The following is a 16,789-nucleotide window of genomic DNA, read 5'->3' on the forward strand; positions in this document are numbered from 1 at the left end:
AGGTCTGGCACTATCCGCACCCGTTTTCCCGACAAAATCGGGAATTTTTCCCGATGCAATCAGGACGCCGCCGTCGGAACCAGCGCCTCCACGGTCAGGCCGCCGTCGCCGGAGACGACGTTGAGCGAGCCGCCTAGCGCCAGAATGCGCTCGCGCATGCCGACGAGGCCGAAGCCGAGCTTCTGGCCCGGCTCCATGCCGCGGCCGTTGTCGCTGACCCGCACGCGCGCGTAGCCGCGGCCGCCGGCCTGCTCGACGGGCTCGATCACGACATTGACCGAGGTCGCGCCGGCGTGGCGGAACACGTTGGTGAGCGCCTCCTGCACGATGCGGTAGATGGTGAGGTCGGCCGTCTCGCCGGTGACCCCGAGCGTGGTGGAGATCACGGTTTCGATCGCGACGTCGGGATGCGACTCCCGCCACAGCCGCGAGAGCGATTCCAGCGCCTGGCGCAGGCCGAGCTCGGCAAGGCCGACGGGCCGGAGCCGCTCCAGCACCCGGCGCGTGAACTGCTGGAGCGCGTTGATCTGTTCCAGCAAGGCGCTGCCGTGTTTCCGGACCGAGTCGGCATTCGGCGCGCGCCCGTCCGCGAGCTTCGCCAGCGCGCTCGCATGCGCGCGCAGCGAGAACAGATACGGCCCGAATTCGTCATGCAGCTCGCGCGCGATCTCCTTGCGCTCGACGTCCTGGAGCGACACCGCACGCTCGGCCAGGAGCCGCTTTTCCTCCACCGCCTCGCCGAGCGCCGCCGCGAGATGATTGAGCTTGCCGCAGATCGCGGCCAGCTCGGGCGCACCGCCCGGCGTGGCGCGCGCGTCATAATGCCCGCCCTCGATCGCGGTCATCGTCTGCGCCAACGACTGCAGCGGCGCCAGAGCGCGGCCGACCACCGTCATCATCACCAGGAACAGCGCGAGCGCGATCACCGAGCCGACCTCGAGCTGGGTCACGATGGCGTCCCAGATCTCGGCGATCTCGTCGTCGGGATGCGCGGTGATCACCAGCGAGCCCGGCTTGCCATGGACCGAGACCGGCACGCTCACCGCGGTCTGTTCGGGATGAACCAGGCTGACGAACCAGGCCGGCGGTCCACGCGCGTCGTCGTCGGAAGGCCGGGGCGGCGTCAGCGGGTTACCGCCGGCGTCCTGCAGCGCGATGCTGACATGGCGCAGGCGGCTCAGATCGCGCGCGATCTGGTTCAGCCTGGCATCCGGGTCGGGTGCCTCGTTCAGATCCGCGACGATCATCTCGATGAATTCGCGCGCAAGCCGGATCACGCTCTGGTCCTCGGCCTGCACGCGAGGCCCGGCTTCCGCGGCTTGGCGGCCGATATTGACGGCGAGCCCCAGCGCCAGCAGCAGCGCCAGCAGAAGGTTGATGCGCGCGCGCAACGATAGATTTTGCCACATTGGTGCCGCCCGTGCCTCGCGAAGGTTGGCCCGCGCCTGTCCGATGACGTTGACAGAGGCGAAGCGCCCGATATCTAATCGAAACCGTACAGCAATCCCGGCCGGGTTGCATGAGGCGACATGAGACGCGCGCAGCGTTCTTGTTCCGATCATGCGGCGGAAAAGCAGGCCGAGGCTGTCACGGGGAACGCCTATGCGCATTCTGATCGTCGACGATCATCCCATTGTCGCCTCCGGCTGCCGTGCCGTGCTGGCCGACGAAGGCGAGATCGAGATTTTGGAGGCCGCCGACGCCGAAGACGGCGAATGCGTCTTCATTGTCGAGCGCCCCGACCTCTGCATCATCGACATCAACCTGCCGACCGTCTCCGGCTTCGAGCTCGCGCGCCGCATCCTCGAACGTGCGCCCGAGGCCCGCATCATCATGTTCAGCATGAACGACGACCCTGCGTTCGCCGCGCGCGCGATCGAGTGCGGGGCCAAGGGCTACGTCTCCAAGACCGGCGACCCGGACGACCTCGTCGAGGCGATCCGCGCCGTCGGGGGCGGCGGCACCTATCTGCCGACCGCGATCGCGCGCAGCATCGCGTTTGCAGGACCGACGCTGGCGCAAAGCCCGCTGTCGAAGCTGAACGCGCGCGAGATGGAAATCCTGCGACTGCTCAGCGCCGGAAAGAGCCTGTCCGAGATCGCCTGGCTGGTGCAGTCGTCCTACAAGACTGTCGCCAACACCTCCTCGATCATGCGACAGAAGCTCGGCGTGAAGACCTCGGTCGAGCTGGTGCGGCTGGCGATCGACAGCGGCGTCGCCTGACGCGCACACCGCCACGAGTTCGGTCACACAAGCGTTGCAATCTTGATGTGGTTAGATGCCACGGAGCATATCGGCATGACGATCCAGACTGTCTCGACCAACACTTCCTATGGCGGCGTGCAGGGCGTGTACCGCCATGCCAGCCAGGCGACCGGAACCGACATGGTGTTCTCGGTGTATGTTCCCCCACATGCCGCCGACGCAAAGCTGCCCGTGGTCTGGTATCTCTCCGGCCTCACCTGCACGCATGCCAACGTCACCGAAAAGGGCGAATTCCGCAAAGCCTGCGCCGAGCTCGGCCTGATCTTCGTCGCGCCGGACACCAGCCCGCGCGGGCCCGACGTGCCGGGCGACGCCAACAATGCCTATGATTTCGGCCTCGGCGCCGGCTTCTATCTCGACGCGACGCAAGAGCCGTTTGCGCGCAACTATCGCATGTGGAGCTATGTCACCGACGAACTGCCCAAGCTCGTGGCAGAGAACTTTCCCGTCGATGCCAAGCGGCAATCGGTGATGGGCCATTCGATGGGCGGCCACGGCGCGCTGACGGTCGCGCTGCGCAATCCGCACCGCTATCGCGCGGCCAGCGCGTTCGCGCCGATCGTGGCGCCCTCGCTCGTGCCCTGGGGCATCAAGGCGCTGACCGGCTATCTCGGACCGAACAAGGAGACCTGGCGCAACCACGACACCGTGGCGCTGATCGAGGACGGCGCGAAATATTCCGGCTTCCTCGTCGACGTCGGCGAGGCCGACAATTTCCTGAAAGAACAGCTCAGGCCCGAGCTGCTGCAGGCCGCCTGCACCAGGGCGGGCATCCCGCTGACGCTGCGGCGGCAGGCGGGATATGACCACAGCTATTATTTCATCTCGACCTTCATGGGCGATCATCTGCACTGGCATGCGGAAAGATTGAAGGGGTGATTTTCTTCTTACCCTCCCCTGGAGGGGGAGGGTCGATCGCGCGAAGCGCGAGCGGGGTGGGGTGACAGTCTCTCCGACGAGGCGGTGCCCGAGTGGAGAGATCACCCCACCCCGCTTCGCATTGCGCTTCGCTCCATGCGAAGCGACCCTCCCCCTCCAGGGGAGGGTAAGAGCGCCCTACTCCGGCTTCCCGTAATTCGGCGCCAGCAATCGATTGCGGATCAGGTAGCTCATGGTGCGCGACCACGATTCGTCCGTGTTGCCACGCATGTCGGCGCTGGCGGCGGCGATCATGTCGCCGGTCTTCACGTCGCGCAGATAGATGTTGAGATTGATGATCAGGTTCGAGACCTTCTGCACCATGCCGGTGATCTCGAGGTCGGCGCCAAGCTGGCCGGCAAGCTTGAGGTCGCAGCCGCCGCAGGCCTGAAGATTGGCGTGGCGGGCGGCATCCCTGACCGGCGCGATATCGAGCAGCTGGAACCTTCCTGACTCCGCCAGTTCCTTGCGCAGCTGCTCGCCGATGCGCTCGAGCCGCACCTCTTCCGGCTTGGAGCCGTAGAACTCGCCGGGAAGGCTGGTGTCGATCAGCTCGAAATCGAACACCGCGAGCTTGGGCGGATCGGCCAACGCGACCGAACCCGTCAACAGCAAAGCTGCGAAACAAATCAGCGCTCGCATGATCGTGATTCCGTGCCTCGCGCGCGCGGGGACGAAATGCGGGGTTGCAAGCCGGGCCAAATCGGTCATGCTTTAGCAGAGACAATTCTCCACCGGCGGTCAAGCCAGGGAGAACATCTGGAGGAAACATGATCCGATGGTTGGTCGGCCTGATCGGCCTGGGTCTTGCCGCGACGAGCGCGCTCGCGGCCGACCCGGTCCAGATCGGCGTCGGCTATCTCGGCGTCGCCGGCACCAGATCGACGCTGTCGCTGGTCGAGCAGCCCGCGGACAATGACGGCGTCGCCGGCGCGCGCCTCGCCATCGAGGACAACAACACCACGGGAAAATTCCTCAACCAGCGTTTCACGCTGGAGGAGCGCCGCATTAGGGAAGGCGAAGATCCGGTCGAGGCTGCGGCTGCGCTCGCCGAGAAAAACGGCTTCATCATCGCCGACCTGCCGGCCGACGCGCTGTTGAAGGTCTCGGATGCCCTGCGCGAGCGTAGCACGCTGCTGTTCAATGCCGGCGCGATCGACGAGCGCCTGCGCGAGGCTGATTGCCGCGCCAATGTCATCCACACCGCGCCGACGCGCGCGATGCTGGCCGATGCGCTCGGCCAATATCTGGTGTGGAAGCAGTGGAAGCGCTGGCTGCTCGTGGTCGGCTCGCATGACGAGGACAAGCTGTTCGCCGATGCACTGCGGCGCACCGCCACGCGGTTCGGCGCCAAGATCGTGCAGGAGCGTACGTTCGAGGACAAGGGCGGCGCGCGCCGCACCGATAGCGGCGTGACGCTGATCCAGCGCCAGATGCCGGTGTTTACCCAGCAAGCCCCAGCCTATGATGTGCTGGTCGCCGCCGACGAGAGCGAAGTGTTCGGCGCCTATCTGCCCTATCGCACCTGGGATCCGCGCCCCGTCGCGGGCTCGGCCGGCCTCGTGCCGCGCAGCTGGGACGCGGCGCAGGATCAATGGGGCGCGATCCAGATGCAGAACCGCTTCATCAAGCTGAATTCGCGGCGCATGACCCCGCTCGACATGCAGGCCTGGACGGCGGTGCGCATGATCGGCGAGGCCACCTCGCGCACCAATTCCGGCGACGTCAAGAAAGTCACCGACTTCATCAAGGGGCCGGACTTCTCGGTCGCGGCCTTCAAGGGCACAAAACTGACCCTGCGCGACTGGAACCTGCAGCTGCGCCAGCCGATCCTGCTGGTCGACGGCCGCATGGTGGTGTCGGTGTCGCCGCAGGAGGGATTTCTGCACCAGGTCTCCGAGCTCGACACACTCGGCTACGACCGCCCGGAGAGCAAATGCAAGCTGAAATGAGGACGCGAATGTTGCGCATGTGGCGTGTGGGGTTGCTGTCCGGACTGGCGCTTGCGGCCGCGCCCGCGCATGCGTTCATTGCCTATGTCTCGAACGAGAAGAGCAACACGGTCTCGGTGATCGACACCGACAGCTGGACCGTGACCAAGACCATCAAGGTCGGCCAGCGCCCGCGCGGCATCGACTTCACGCGCGACGGCAAGTTCGTGATGGTCGCGGTCGGCGACGACGACACCATCCAGGTGATCGACGCCAAGACGCAAGCGATCGTGGACAGCCTGCCCTCCGGGCCCGACCCGGAATTGTTCGCGCAGGATGCGGCCGGAAAAATCCTCTATGTCGCCAACGAGAACGACAACACGGTGACCGTGATCGATCTGGAGAAGCGCGCGCGGCTCGGCGACATCCAGGTCGGCGTCGAGCCCGAGGGCATGACCATCAGCCCGGACGGCAAGACGCTGATCAACACGTCCGAGACGACCAACATGGCGCATTTCATCGACACCTCGTCGCGCCAGATCGTCGCCAACGTGCTGGTCGACGCGCGGCCGCGCTTTGCCGAATTCAAGCACGACAGTTCGGAGCTGTGGGTATCCTCGGAGATCGGCGGCACGGTCTCGATCATCGATCCCAAAAAGCACGAGGTGACCGGCAAGGTCACGTTCGAGATTCCGGGGTTGCGGAAAGAGGCGATCCAGCCGGTCGGCATCGGCATGACCAGGGACGACAAGACCGCCTTCGTTGCGCTCGGCCCCGCCAATCGCGTCGCCGTGGTCGACGTCGCCTCGCGCAAGGTGACGAAATACCTGCTGGTGGGACAGCGCGTCTGGCACATGGCGTTCACGCCGGACGAGAAATATCTGCTCACGACCAACGGCGTCTCGAACGACGTCTCCGTCATCGACGTCGCCGCGCAAAAGGTGATCAAGACCATTCAGGTGGGCGAACTGCCCTGGGGCATTACGATCGCGCCATGACCAGCCCTGCTCCCATCGCCGAGCCACAGGGGATGCCGAGGCTGGAAGCGGCCGCGGTGCCGGCGATGTCGATCGACGGCGTCAGCCATTCCTATGGGCCGCGCCGGGCGTTGATGGACGTCTCCTTCAATGTACAGCCTGCGAGCTTCACTGCGCTGCTCGGGCTCAACGGCGCCGGCAAGAGCACATTGTTCTCGCTGATCACGCGCCTGTTCGGCATCCAGTCCGGCCGCGTCGGCATTTTCGGCCACGACATCAGCAAGAGCCCCGGCGAGGCGCTGCGGCTGCTCGGCGTCGTATTCCAGCCGCGCACGCTCGATCTCGATCTGTCGCTGACGCAGAACCTGCTCTATCACGCCGCACTCCACGGCATCAGCCGGCGCGAGGCGGCCGCGCGCAGCGGCGAGCTGCTCGGCCGCATCGGCCTCTCGGAGCGCGCCGGCAGCAAGGTGCGCGATCTCTCGGGCGGCCAGATGCGGCGGCTGGAGATCGCCCGCGCCCTGCTGCACCGGCCGCGCCTGCTGCTGCTGGACGAGCCGACCGTCGGCCTCGACGTCAAGGCGCGCGCCGACATCATCAGCCATGTCCGCCAGCTCGTGACCGAGCAAGGCATCGGCGTGCTCTGGGCCACACATCTGTTCGACGAGATCACGGCCGGTGACGACCTCGTGGTGCTGCACCAGGGCAAGGTGCTGGCGCAGGGGCCGATGAGCCGCGTCATCACGGATGCCGGCGCGCAGGACGTCAACACCGCCTTCATGCGCCTGACCGGTGCGCAGACGATGCCGGGAGGCGGCGCATGAGCAGCATCACGACGCGGGATTCACCGCGCGGTTTCTCGGCCGCGGAATACATGACCTGCCTCACCGGCATCGTCTGGCGCGAGGGGCTGCGCTTCCTGCATCAGCGTGAGCGCTTCATCTCGGCGCTGGTGCGGCCGCTGGTATGGCTGTTCATCTTCGCCGCCGGCTTCCGCCAGGTGCTCGGCATCTCGATCATCCCGCCTTACGAGACCTACATCCTCTACGAGGTCTATATCGCGCCCGGGCTGATGGCGATGATCCAGCTCTTCAACGGCATGCAGTCCTCGCTCTCGATGGTCTATGACCGCGAGATGGGCAATATGCGGACGCTGCTGGTGAGCCCGCTGCCGCGCGGATTCCTCTTGTTCTGCAAGCTGCTGGCGGGCACCGCGGTGTCGCTGCTCCAGGTCTATGCGTTCCTGCTGATCGCCTGGTTCTGGGACATCACCCCTCCCGCGATCGGCTATCTCACCGTGCTGCCGGCGCTGATCCTGTCCGGGCTGATGCTGGGCTCGCTCGGCATGCTGATCTCCTCGGGCATCAAGCAGCTCGAAAGCTTCGCCGGCGTGATGAACTTCGTGATCTTTCCGATGTTCTTCGCCTCCTCCGCGCTCTACCCGCTCTGGCGGGTGCAGGAGGGCAGCCCCTATCTCTACTATCTCTGCCAGGCCAACCCATTCACCCATGCGGTCGAGCTGATACGTTTTGCATTCTACGGGCAAATCAACTGGATCTCGCTGGCGGTCGTGGCGGCCTGCACAATCGTCTTCATGATCGGCGCGATTCTGGCCTATGATCCCTCGCGCGGGCTGGCGCGACGGGGCCCTGCGGGAGGCGAATGATGAGATCAGGGATCGTGATCGTAGGCGCTGTGGCGCTCGCTGTTGCGGGCACGGCCGCACGCGCGGCCGATCCGCGCTATCCCGACTGGCCCTGCACGCAGGCAAAAGTGCCGGTGATTTCTCTCGCCGCGGTGTGGGCCGGCCCGGCGCTCGACGACGCCGAGACCAAGTGGAAGGACGACGCCAAGATCAGCGCGCTGGTCTCAAAGCTGTCGGCGCGCAAGACGCCGCTCGACGAGGCGGAGAAGTCGGTCAAGGAATTTCTGGCGGGCTCCGCCACTGACAAGACCGCGAACGCAAAACTCCTGTTCGCCGGCCTGTTCGACACACTCAACGCGCAGCGCTCCCAGGTCATGAGCGGGCTCGAACGCGTCAGCCGCAAGCAGCGCGAGGCCGCCGACAAGATTCGCGAGGAGACCCTGGCGCTGCAGACGCTCCAGAGCGCAACGCCGCGCGACGAGGCCAAGGTCGAGGCGCTCAGCAACGAGCTGATCTGGAAGACCCGCATCTTCGAGGACCGCCACAAGGTGGTGCGGTTCGTTTGTGAAGTTCCGACCACGATCGACCAGCGCCTGTTCGCTCTCGGACGCGTGATCCAGCAGGGAATGGAATAGCGTCAGCCTCGCTGACAGCTCACCAAAAGTTCCCGCGATCGCCTCGGGATCGTTAACCTTTTGCCGCGCTATCTGCCGGAACTAAATCCATTCAAGATGGCTTGTCGAAGTGGACTTCAAGACGTCGGGAGGCCTCGATGGGAACAACAAAATTCATCTTCGCATGCGCTGCAGCCATCAGCACGCTCGCGTCCCCCGCTTTTGCTGACGACATGACCGGGATGGTCACCAGAATCGACCGGCTCAACAGCACGATCTCGATCCAGCAGACACAGAAAGGCACGGTCGGCGGCAGCGCGGGCGGCGCCGGCGCGCTTCAGGAGTACAAGGCCAAGGACGCCGCGATGCTGGATGCCGTCCATGCCGGCGACAGGGTGACGTACTCGGCGACCGACAACAACGGTACGGGCACGCTGACCAAGCTGCAGAAGCAGTAGGCCGAAATCTTCAGCCTCATTGCGGCCATCCTTCGAGACGCCCGCCTTGGCGGGCTCCTCAGGATGAGGTCTGGTTTCGCGGCGAGATCCTAGGACCCTCATGGTGGGAGACCGCGAAGCGGTCGTCTCGAACCACGAGGCCACGCTGTTGCGACTTGCTTGAACTACTGCTCCGGCCGCGGCTGCGGCTGCGTCTCCTCGGTCGGTAACTTCGCGCGCTCCCAACCGTCGGTGCCGTCGGGGTACCAGGCTACGTTGGCATAACCGTAAGCCAAGGCGCGCTTGGCGGCGTTCCAGGACATCCAGCAGTCGGCCAGACAGTAGATCACGAGCAGCGCAGCCTTGTCGCCGCGCGCGGCGCGGGCGAGGCCGCGCTGAAAATAATCGTCCATGGCGGGCGCCAGCACGCCGTAGCCGCTGTCCGGCAGCCAGATGCTGCCCGGAATGTTTTTCCGCGGCTCATCCCGCCACACCGTGCCTTCGGGAAGGTTCTTCGGCTTCGGCGCGCGCGGCAGCACGTCGATGAATGCGCCGCTCTTCGTACGCCAGATCGCTTCGGCCTCCGCAGTCGTCAGCACGCGCGCGCCAGTGAGCGTCGCCGGCACCGGCGCGCGGTAATTGTCGGCGCGATATCCCTCGGGCTCGAACGGCTCCTGCTGCTGCGCCAACGCCGGCACCACCAGAATGGCGGCGAGCAGCGCGGCGGCAACGCGCCGCCTCATGGCGTCTTCTTGGCCGTCTCCGCGCCGAGCGGCTTGTCGCTCTCGTCGAGCAGCGGCACACCAAAGTCGATCAGGATCTTGTTGATCTCGCCCTGGTTCTCCTGGATCAGCTTGTTGAGCTGCCGCTTCCAGTTCTGGTCGGCGGGGCGCACGCCCATGCCGATGCGATAGACCAGCTTCGGCCCGGTCGTTTCCTTCACCAGCGGCGTGACGTGCAGCGATCCGGCTTTCTTGGCATAGAACCCGGCCATCGGCCCCCACAGCACGCCGGCGTCGATCTTGCCGACGACGAGGTCGTCGACCATTGCCTGCGCGGAGTTGTCGAAGCGCGTGTCGATCATCAGCGGATAGGGCTTTGCATCGCCCATCAGGCCGGCGATCGCCATGTTGGTGGCCGGCGGCGTGCCGGCGACGATGCCGACATGCTTGCCCTTCAGGCGCGCGTCTTCGAGCGTATCGACGTCCTCGAGCCCGCTGCCGGTCTTGGCGACCAGCGCATAGGTCGTGCGGTAATAGGGATTGGTGCCCTGCACGAGGTCATCACCTTGCGGAAATCCCATGATGACGTCGCAGCGATGCGCGCCCAGCGTCATGCGCACGAAGCCGGTGGCTTGCGGGAAGAAGACGTAGTCGAGTTTCTTCTGGAGCTTGTCCGCGAGCAGCTCGGCGAGCTTGTTCTCGAACCCCTCGCCCTTCTCGTTCGAGAACGGCAGATTGCGCGGGTCGGCACAGACGCGCAGCACTTTCGGGTCGACCAGCTCGAACGAGAGGTCGCCGGTCTCGCTGGTCTGCGCGATGGCGACGTCGCCGAACGCGCAGGATGCCACCAGGATCCACAGTGAAAACAACCAGCGACGATGTCGTCCGGCCTCCGTCATCGCGCTTCCTCCTCGGTTTGTTTGAATGCTAGCCATGCAACGCATGACACGCCATGTTTTGCTAAACTTTGTGCTGGCTTTGCTTTGTTGCAGTGCAATGCGCGCAACCCTTTGAACTGAGGCGGAAAAGTGTCTCGCATCGCTCTCGTGATCGCAGCCTTGTCCCTGCTGGGGATAGCAACGCTAGCACGCGCTGCGGCGGCCGAATTGCCTGTGAGCGAAGTCGCGCCGGGAATCTTCGTACACTCCGGGACCATCGCGCTCATGACCCGCGAGAACGAAGGGGACATGGCCAATGTCGGCTTCATCGTCGGCGAGGACGCGGTGGCCGTGATCGACACCGGCGGCAGCCTGCGTGAGGGCGAGGCGCTGCTGGCGGCGGTGCGGGCTCGCACATCAAAGCCGATCCGCTACGTCATCAACACCCATGGCCATCCCGACCATGTCTTCGGCAATGCGGCCTTTGCCGCAGAGGGAACCAGCTTCGTCGGCCACAGCAAGCTGCCGCAGGCGCTGGCGACGCGCGGGCCGTATTATCTCGACAATTTTAGACGCCTCATGGGTAGCGAATTGATCGATCCCGTGAAGATCGTGCCGCCCACCCTGCTCGTCGTTGATACCCTGACGCTCGATCTCGGGTCGCGCCGCCTCACCTTGCGGGCCTGGCCGGCCGGGCACAGCGACAACGATCTGACCGTGTTCGACGAGACAAGCAAGACGCTGTTCGCGGGCGACCTGGTCTTCCTCCGCCATATCCCGGTGATGGACGGTAGCATCCGCGGCTGGCTCGGCACGCTCGGGGAACTCGACAAGATTCCCGCGCAGCGCGTCGTGCCCGGTCACGGGCCTGTGAGCGACTGGCCTGCCGCGCTCGGCGACGAGCGGCGTTATCTCACGACGCTGCTGGCGGACGTCCGGGCGTCGAACAAGAAGGGTGAGCCGATCCGGACTGCCGCCGACAAGGCGGCCGCATCGGAACGGCCGCATTGGCAATTGTTCGACGACTACAATGCCCGCAACGCAACCGCAGCATTTTCGGAAATTGAATGGGAGTAGTGGACGCGCTACGCTGGACGGGGATCGGCTATGCCGCCCCAGAGAAAACTGCTTCGTCCGCACGGGACCACGACCATGACGGGATGCACACGCCGCCTGCCCCTGATCGCCGCATTGCTTGGCATCGCCTTCGCTGTGCCGGCGAGTGCCGAGGAGGCTTACGATCCCTGGCCGGGCCTGGTCCAGGACATCTTCAGCAACCGTCCGATCAACGACGGCAACGACGTCATCGGCATCGAGATGCCCTATCGCGCCGAGGACGCGGCGATCGTGCCGGTGACCCTGCGCAGCAAACTGTCGCCGGCGGATAGCCGCCGCATCCGTTCGATCACGCTGGTGATCGACCGCAACCCCGCGCCGATGGCGGCAAAGTTCGAGCTCGGCGCAGATGCCAACGTCACCGAGATCTCCACGCGCGTGCGCGTCAACAACTACACCGACGTCCACGCGGTCGCCGAGCTCAGCGACGGCCAGCTCTACGTCGCCAAGACCTATGTGAAGGCCTCGGGCGGCTGCTCGGCGCCGGCAGGAAAGAACATCGAGGAAGCCAGGAACCGGCTCGGCCAGATGCGCTACCGGCAATTCGCGCGCGAGGAGGCACCTGCGAGCCGCGTCCGCGAGGCGCAGATCATGATCGGCCATCCCAACAATTCCGGCCTGCAGATGGACCAGGTCACGCAGCTCTACATCCCCGCCTTCTTCGTCAACCAGCTGAAGCTGACGCAGGACGACAGTCCCGTGCTGTCGATGGAGGGCGGCATCTCGATCTCGGAGGATCCCAATCTGCGCTTCACCTACGTCTCCAACGGCGCCAGGCGTTTCCGTGCGGAAGCGAAGGACACGGATGGGCACGTGTTCCGCAATGAATGGGATGTGGAGAAGCCGGGGACGTGAGGCGCTGCCTTCCCTCCCCCTTCAAAGTCAAACGCGGTGCGGATGACTGTGCCCTCGCCCCTTGTGGGAGAGGGCAGCACCGCTGGTAGACAAAAATTCGCTTGGGTGAGGGGTTTGTCTCCGCGAGCTACTCTCTTGCGATAGTATTCGCGGAGACATACCCTTCATCCGGCGCCATAGCCGAAGCTTTGCTTCGGCGTTCTTAAGAACGGCGGCCCTAGGCCGCCTATGCCACCTTCTCCCGCATCCGCCTTCGCCAAGGCTTCGGCGGACATGAGGGGAGAAGGAAGAAAGAGTCAGAAACACCTCACCTCGGCTTCCGCCTGCGCGCGCCTGAGATCGTTCACCGCTGAGTTCGCCTGCTCCGACGTACGAAACTGGACGCCGAGATTGCCGCGCACCTGGGACATGCTCAGCGCCGTCTCGGCGGTGACGTAACGGTCATAGGACACGATCGAGGCCACCACGTCGATCGAGCAGGAGCATTGCTCGATCGACTGCCGGCTCTCGCCATTGGCCTTCATGCAGCCATAGACGTATTCGGCACGCGCCGAGGTCGGATAATCATTGGCCTCCTCGGCACGCGCGGCGTAGACGGTCGCAGCCCACACCGCCAATGCGGCGACAATCGGTCGTAGCTGTCCCGCCAGATTCATGAGCGTCCTCCCGCTGGTTGCGACGAAAGCTATGCTATGCGTATTGTCATGAAAAGCACTCTATCTGAGGAAACGGCTCACAAGGTGATGAGAGCACTTGGTTCGAGAGCGCCTGGACGAACATTGGCGCTCGCGATGACGCTGGCGCTGTCGCTGGCCGCACCCGGCCGCGCGGCGGATACGATCCGCCTTGCAGTGCAGAAGACCGGAACATTCTCCTGGGAGCTGGCCGCGATCCGCGCCGGCGGGCTCGACAAGGAAGCCGACCTGTCGCTCGACGTCGCCGAGCTCGCGAGCCCCGAGGCCGGCAAGATCGCGCTGCGCGCCGGGAGTGCCGACATCATCCTGTCGGACTGGCTGTGGGTGTCGCGCGAGCGCGTGCTCGGCGCCAAGCTCACCTTCTATCCGTATTCCAGCGCGCTCGGCGCGGTGATGGTGCCCGCATCCTCGCCGATCAGGACGCTCGCCGACCTGAAGGGACGGAAGCTTGGCGTCGGCGGCGGCGCGATCGACAAGAGCTGGCTGCTGCTGCAGGCGCGGATGAAACAGGACGGCATCGATCTGAAGTCAGATGCGAGCATCGTCTACGGCGCGCCGCCTTTGATCGCCGCCAAGGCCCTCGACGGCGAGATGGATGCGAGCCTCAACTTCTGGAATTTCTGTGCGCAGCTCGAGGCCAAGGGTTTTCGCCGCCTCGCCGGCATCGAGGACATTTTGCCGAAGCTGGGGGCCAAGGGCGCGGTGTCCGCGGTCGGTTATGTCTTCGACGAGAGCTGGGCCGCAAGCCATCGCGATGCGGTGGCGCGCTTCATTGCGATGACCCGCAAGGCCAAGCAGCTGCTGGTCACCTCGGACGCCGCCTGGGACAAGATCGCGCCGCTCACCGGCGCGAGCGATCCGGCCATCCTCAAGACCTACCGCGACCACTATCGCGACGGCATTCCGCGCCGGAGCATCGTGGACGAGGAGGCGGATGCGCGCGTGCTCTATCGCGTGCTCGCCGAGATCGGCGGACGCGACCTGGTCGGGCCGGCGACCGAGCTCGATCCCGGCACCTTCTATCACGCAGTCCCCGGAGACTGAGGTGCTGCGTCTTCTCTCGTTTTCCCTATTCCTCGCGACCTGGTGGATTGCGGCGCTGTTCGTCGGCGGCGCAAAGCTGCCCTCCCCGCCTGCCGTGCTCAACGTCATCATCGCGGAAGCAACGAGCGGCGCCCTGTTCCTGCATCTCGGCGCTACGCTGGCGCGCGTCGCGCTCGCCTTCGTGCTGGCGATGTCGCTCGGCAGTGCTATCGGCTATTTGATGGGACGGGTGAAGCTCGCCGACCGGCTCGGCGATCCCTGGTTGATCCTGCTCCTGAACCTGCCGGCGCTGGTCGTGATCGTGCTCGCCTATATCTGGGCCGGCCTGACCGAAGCGGCCGCGATCGCGGCGATCGCCATCAACAAGCTGCCGACCGCCATCGTCACCTTGCGCGAGGGCACGCGCGCGCTCGACCGTTCGCTGGACGAGATGGCCACCGTGTTCGCGATGCCGCGCTGGCGCGCGTTCCGCCACGTCGTGCTGCCGCAGCTTGCGCCCTATATCGCAGCCTCGGCCCGCTCCGGATTGTCGCTGGTATGGAAGATCGTGCTGGTGGCCGAACTGCTGGGACGGCCGAACGGCGTCGGCTTCGAGATCGGCGTCGCCTTCCAGCTGTTCGACACGCCGCGACTGCTGGCCTATTCGCTCACCTTCGCGGCCGTCGTGCTCGTCATCGAAACCTTGCTGGTGCAGCCGTTCGAAGCCCGCGCAACACGGTGGCGGCCCCGTGCGGCTTGAAGTCGATATCTCCGGAAAGACATTCAGGAGTGCCGCGGGCGAAACGCACGAGGTACTGGCCCCGGTCAGCTTCGCGCTTCAATCCGGTGAGGTCGGCGTTTTGATCGGCCCCTCCGGCTGCGGCAAGAGCACGATGCTGCGCATCATCCTCGGGCTCGACCGCGATTTCCACGGGACCATCGCGCGTCCACCGGAAGCGCGGATCGGGATGGTGTTCCAGGAGCCGCGGCTGTTGCCGTGGCGCTCGGTCGAACAGAATGTGCGGCTTGCGGCTCCTGATATCTCCGAAGCGAAGCTGTCGGAACTGTTCAGGATCCTGGAGCTGGAAGCGCATCGCAGCCACTTTCCCGGCGAATTGTCGCTGGGTCTTGCCCGGCGCGTCGCGCTGGCCCGCGCCTTCGCGGTCGAGCCCGATCTGCTCGTGCTCGACGAGCCCCTCGCCTCGCTCGACGACGCGCTCGCGGGCCGCCTGCGCGACGAGATCGCGACGCTGGTCGCAAGCCGCCCCATGATGACGCTGCTCGTCACCCACAGCCTCGACGATGCGGTCCGCCTCGGTGACCGCCTGTTCTTCCTGTCGCCGCAGCCGGCGCGAATTCTGGCAGAAGTGCCCATCAGCATCCCGCGTGGCGCACGCGGCGACGCAGAGATAGCCACGATTAGGGCGGGCCTCTTGGCGAGGACCTAAGGTGAACATGGCGGCGAACATGCCGGGCGTGATGCCTCATAGGCAGCCAGGCAAAGCGCGTGCTAAACAGGACCCGTAGCGGAGCCTGACGATGAAGCGAATGGTCGCCCTCATGACGCTTGGCCTCGCTCTCGTCGCGACCATGGCGAGCGCGCAGGACATGATGCGTGACGTCGACCTCACGTCACCCGCGATGGTCTCCGCGGAAATGAGCCGGCAGGAGGTCGAGACCATCCTGGCCAAAGCCAGCGCCGGGGCGCCGGCCGATTTCACCGGCAAGCGGTTGTCGGGGCTTGATCTCTCGGGTCTCGACCTTTCCGCGGCTATTCTCCGTGCGGCACGACTCAACAAGACAAAACTCGCCGGTGCCCATCTTGATCATGCGATCCTCGATCAGGCGTGGCTGCTGGACGCTGATCTCGCGGGCGCGAGCCTGAAGGGCGCCAATCTGTTCGCCTCGCAGATGGCGCGCGCGCGTCTGGACGGCGCGGACCTGACCGGTGCTCGCATCGCGGCCGACCTCACCGGCGCAAGCCTGGTCGGCGCCTCGATCGCGGACGCGCATCTTGGCGCCGATATGCGCAACCAGTCGATGGGGCTGATGCGCGCGGTGCTGAGATCCGCCAATCTGGAACGGGTGAACGCGCGCAACGCCGACCTGTCGCGCGTCGATCTCGAATTTGCCTCCCTCAAGGGAGCCGATCTGAGCGGTGCATCGCTGAAAAACGCCCAACTCGGCGGCGCCGACCTGACCGGAGCCACCGTCACTGACGCCGATTTCGAGGGCGCCGATCTCGTCTCGGCGAAGCTGATCGCGCCGATCGGCCTTGACCGCGCCAGAAATTTCGACAAGGCAAAGAACCGCGAGCGCCTGATCAGGGAATAACGGGGCGCCTTTGGGAGGATCGGCTGATGCGTTGGTTTCTGGCTTTGATCGCGTTGTTGACGTTGGCCGGCGAAGCCGCAGCCCAAAGCAAGGGCAAGGGCATCCGGCTCTGGAATCTGACGACGGAGACGATCTCCGGCTTCCAGCTCGCGCCCGCCGGCAAGACCGAGTGGGGACCGAACCAGTGCCTGAACGACAAGGACAAGGAGGTCGACCACGACGAGCGGCTGCGCATCACCGGCGTCGAGCCCGGCCGCTACGACGCCAGGGTCAGCTATCCCAACGCGCGGCAGTGCATCGTCCGCGACATCGAGATCAAGGCAGACGCGGTGTTCTCGATCGCCGACAAGGACCTGAAGGACTGCACGAAATAGTTATG

General features: G+C 65.3%; 20 protein-coding genes. 15 read left to right on the top strand and 5 right to left on the bottom strand.

Annotation, left to right across the window (positions count from 1 at the left end; all coding sequences use genetic code 11):
• Positions 1-59: 59 nt before the first annotated feature.
• On the bottom strand, positions 60-1,409 hold the full coding sequence (locus OWC48_RS36275; protein WP_282524290.1) for a histidine kinase: 1,350 nt from the start codon (positions 1,407-1,409) through the stop codon (positions 60-62).
• A gap of 193 nt (positions 1,410-1,602) precedes the next feature.
• Here OWC48_RS36275 and OWC48_RS36280 point away from each other — a divergent pair, with 193 nt between their 5' ends.
• Positions 1,603-2,223 carry a response regulator transcription factor gene (locus OWC48_RS36280; protein ID WP_014493646.1) on the top strand — a complete coding sequence of 207 codons (621 nt, stop codon included), beginning with the start codon at positions 1,603-1,605 and terminating at the stop codon, positions 2,221-2,223.
• Positions 2,224-2,298: 75 nt separating this feature from the next.
• Complete coding sequence (gene fghA / locus OWC48_RS36285; RefSeq protein ID WP_282524291.1) at positions 2,299-3,144, top strand: S-formylglutathione hydrolase; 846 nt, start codon at positions 2,299-2,301, stop codon at positions 3,142-3,144.
• A gap of 177 nt (positions 3,145-3,321) precedes the next feature.
• Here fghA and OWC48_RS36290 read toward each other — a convergent pair whose 3' ends face one another.
• Complete coding sequence (locus OWC48_RS36290) at positions 3,322-3,894, bottom strand: DUF3280 domain-containing protein (RefSeq protein ID WP_282524292.1); 573 nt, start codon at positions 3,892-3,894, stop codon at positions 3,322-3,324.
• A gap of 59 nt (positions 3,895-3,953) precedes the next feature.
• On the opposite strand from OWC48_RS36290, the gene OWC48_RS36295 reads away from it, so the two are divergent.
• The 6 genes from OWC48_RS36295 (at position 3,954) to OWC48_RS36320 (ending at position 8,808) form a co-directional block, all read left to right on the top strand.
• Positions 3,954-5,135 (top strand): ABC transporter substrate-binding protein, encoded by a 1,182-nt coding sequence (locus OWC48_RS36295; protein WP_282524293.1) that lies wholly within the window; start codon positions 3,954-3,956, stop codon positions 5,133-5,135.
• An 8-nt stretch (positions 5,136-5,143) separates the two neighbouring features.
• Entirely contained in the window at positions 5,144-6,112 is a 969-nt protein-coding gene (locus tag OWC48_RS36300) for a YVTN family beta-propeller repeat protein (protein ID WP_282524294.1), read from the top strand.
• Positions 6,109-6,915, top strand: coding sequence for an ABC transporter ATP-binding protein (locus tag OWC48_RS36305; protein WP_282524295.1), 807 nt, complete (start codon positions 6,109-6,111; stop codon positions 6,913-6,915). Before OWC48_RS36300 ends, OWC48_RS36305 begins: the two co-directional genes overlap by 4 nt.
• Positions 6,912-7,757 (top strand): ABC transporter permease, encoded by an 846-nt coding sequence (locus tag OWC48_RS36310; RefSeq protein WP_282524296.1) that lies wholly within the window; start codon positions 6,912-6,914, stop codon positions 7,755-7,757. Before OWC48_RS36305 ends, OWC48_RS36310 begins: the two co-directional genes overlap by 4 nt.
• Positions 7,757-8,371, top strand: a complete 615-nt coding sequence (locus OWC48_RS36315; RefSeq protein WP_282524297.1) for a hypothetical protein — start codon at positions 7,757-7,759, stop codon at positions 8,369-8,371. Before OWC48_RS36310 ends, OWC48_RS36315 begins: the two co-directional genes overlap by 1 nt.
• Positions 8,372-8,508: 137 nt before the next feature.
• Positions 8,509-8,808: a copper-binding protein gene (locus OWC48_RS36320; RefSeq protein ID WP_028151296.1), complete on the top strand. Its 300-nt coding sequence runs from the start codon at positions 8,509-8,511 to the stop codon at positions 8,806-8,808.
• Positions 8,809-8,972: 164 nt separating this feature from the next.
• Here the strand turns inward: OWC48_RS36320 and OWC48_RS36325 are convergent, their stop codons facing one another.
• Together OWC48_RS36325 and OWC48_RS36330 are read right to left on the bottom strand one after the other, a co-directional pair.
• Positions 8,973-9,530, bottom strand: coding sequence for a PQQ-dependent catabolism-associated CXXCW motif protein (locus OWC48_RS36325; RefSeq protein ID WP_282524298.1), 558 nt, complete (start codon positions 9,528-9,530; stop codon positions 8,973-8,975).
• Positions 9,527-10,408: a substrate-binding domain-containing protein gene (locus tag OWC48_RS36330; protein ID WP_282524299.1), complete on the bottom strand. Its 882-nt coding sequence runs from the start codon at positions 10,406-10,408 to the stop codon at positions 9,527-9,529. The genes OWC48_RS36325 and OWC48_RS36330 overlap by 4 nt, the downstream gene beginning before the upstream one ends.
• 129 nt (positions 10,409-10,537) lie before the next feature.
• On the opposite strand from OWC48_RS36330, the gene OWC48_RS36335 reads away from it, so the two are divergent.
• Entirely contained in the window at positions 10,538-11,464 is a 927-nt protein-coding gene (locus OWC48_RS36335) for a quinoprotein relay system zinc metallohydrolase 2 (protein ID WP_282524300.1), read from the top strand.
• Positions 11,465-11,539: 75 nt separating this feature from the next.
• Positions 11,540-12,358 carry a quinoprotein dehydrogenase-associated SoxYZ-like carrier gene (locus OWC48_RS36340; protein WP_282524301.1) on the top strand — a complete coding sequence of 273 codons (819 nt, stop codon included), beginning with the start codon at positions 11,540-11,542 and terminating at the stop codon, positions 12,356-12,358.
• A 296-nt stretch (positions 12,359-12,654) separates the two neighbouring features.
• Here the strand turns inward: OWC48_RS36340 and OWC48_RS36345 are convergent, their stop codons facing one another.
• On the bottom strand, positions 12,655-13,014 hold the full coding sequence (locus OWC48_RS36345; protein ID WP_014493633.1) for a hypothetical protein: 360 nt from the start codon (positions 13,012-13,014) through the stop codon (positions 12,655-12,657).
• A gap of 135 nt (positions 13,015-13,149) precedes the next feature.
• Here OWC48_RS36345 and OWC48_RS36350 point away from each other — a divergent pair, with 135 nt between their 5' ends.
• From OWC48_RS36350 to OWC48_RS36370, 5 genes are all read left to right on the top strand, one after another.
• The gene (locus OWC48_RS36350; RefSeq protein ID WP_282524341.1) at positions 13,150-14,097 is read left to right on the top strand and encodes an ABC transporter substrate-binding protein; all 948 of its coding nucleotides are present in this window, start codon (positions 13,150-13,152) and stop codon (positions 14,095-14,097) included.
• A 1-nt stretch (position 14,098) separates the two neighbouring features.
• Positions 14,099-14,836, top strand: coding sequence for an ABC transporter permease subunit (locus tag OWC48_RS36355; RefSeq protein WP_282524302.1), 738 nt, complete (start codon positions 14,099-14,101; stop codon positions 14,834-14,836).
• The gene (locus OWC48_RS36360; RefSeq protein WP_282524303.1) at positions 14,826-15,524 is read left to right on the top strand and encodes an ABC transporter ATP-binding protein; all 699 of its coding nucleotides are present in this window, start codon (positions 14,826-14,828) and stop codon (positions 15,522-15,524) included. The genes OWC48_RS36355 and OWC48_RS36360 overlap by 11 nt, the downstream gene beginning before the upstream one ends.
• Before the next feature lie 100 nt (positions 15,525-15,624).
• Complete coding sequence (locus tag OWC48_RS36365; protein ID WP_282524342.1) at positions 15,625-16,410, top strand: pentapeptide repeat-containing protein; 786 nt, start codon at positions 15,625-15,627, stop codon at positions 16,408-16,410.
• 26 nt (positions 16,411-16,436) lie between these two features.
• Positions 16,437-16,784 carry a hypothetical protein gene (locus OWC48_RS36370; protein ID WP_282524304.1) on the top strand — a complete coding sequence of 116 codons (348 nt, stop codon included), beginning with the start codon at positions 16,437-16,439 and terminating at the stop codon, positions 16,782-16,784.
• Positions 16,785-16,789 lie beyond the last annotated feature (5 nt).

Source organism: Bradyrhizobium sp. Arg816 (assembly GCF_029989365.1).
Classification (GTDB): domain Bacteria; phylum Pseudomonadota; class Alphaproteobacteria; order Rhizobiales; family Xanthobacteraceae; genus Bradyrhizobium.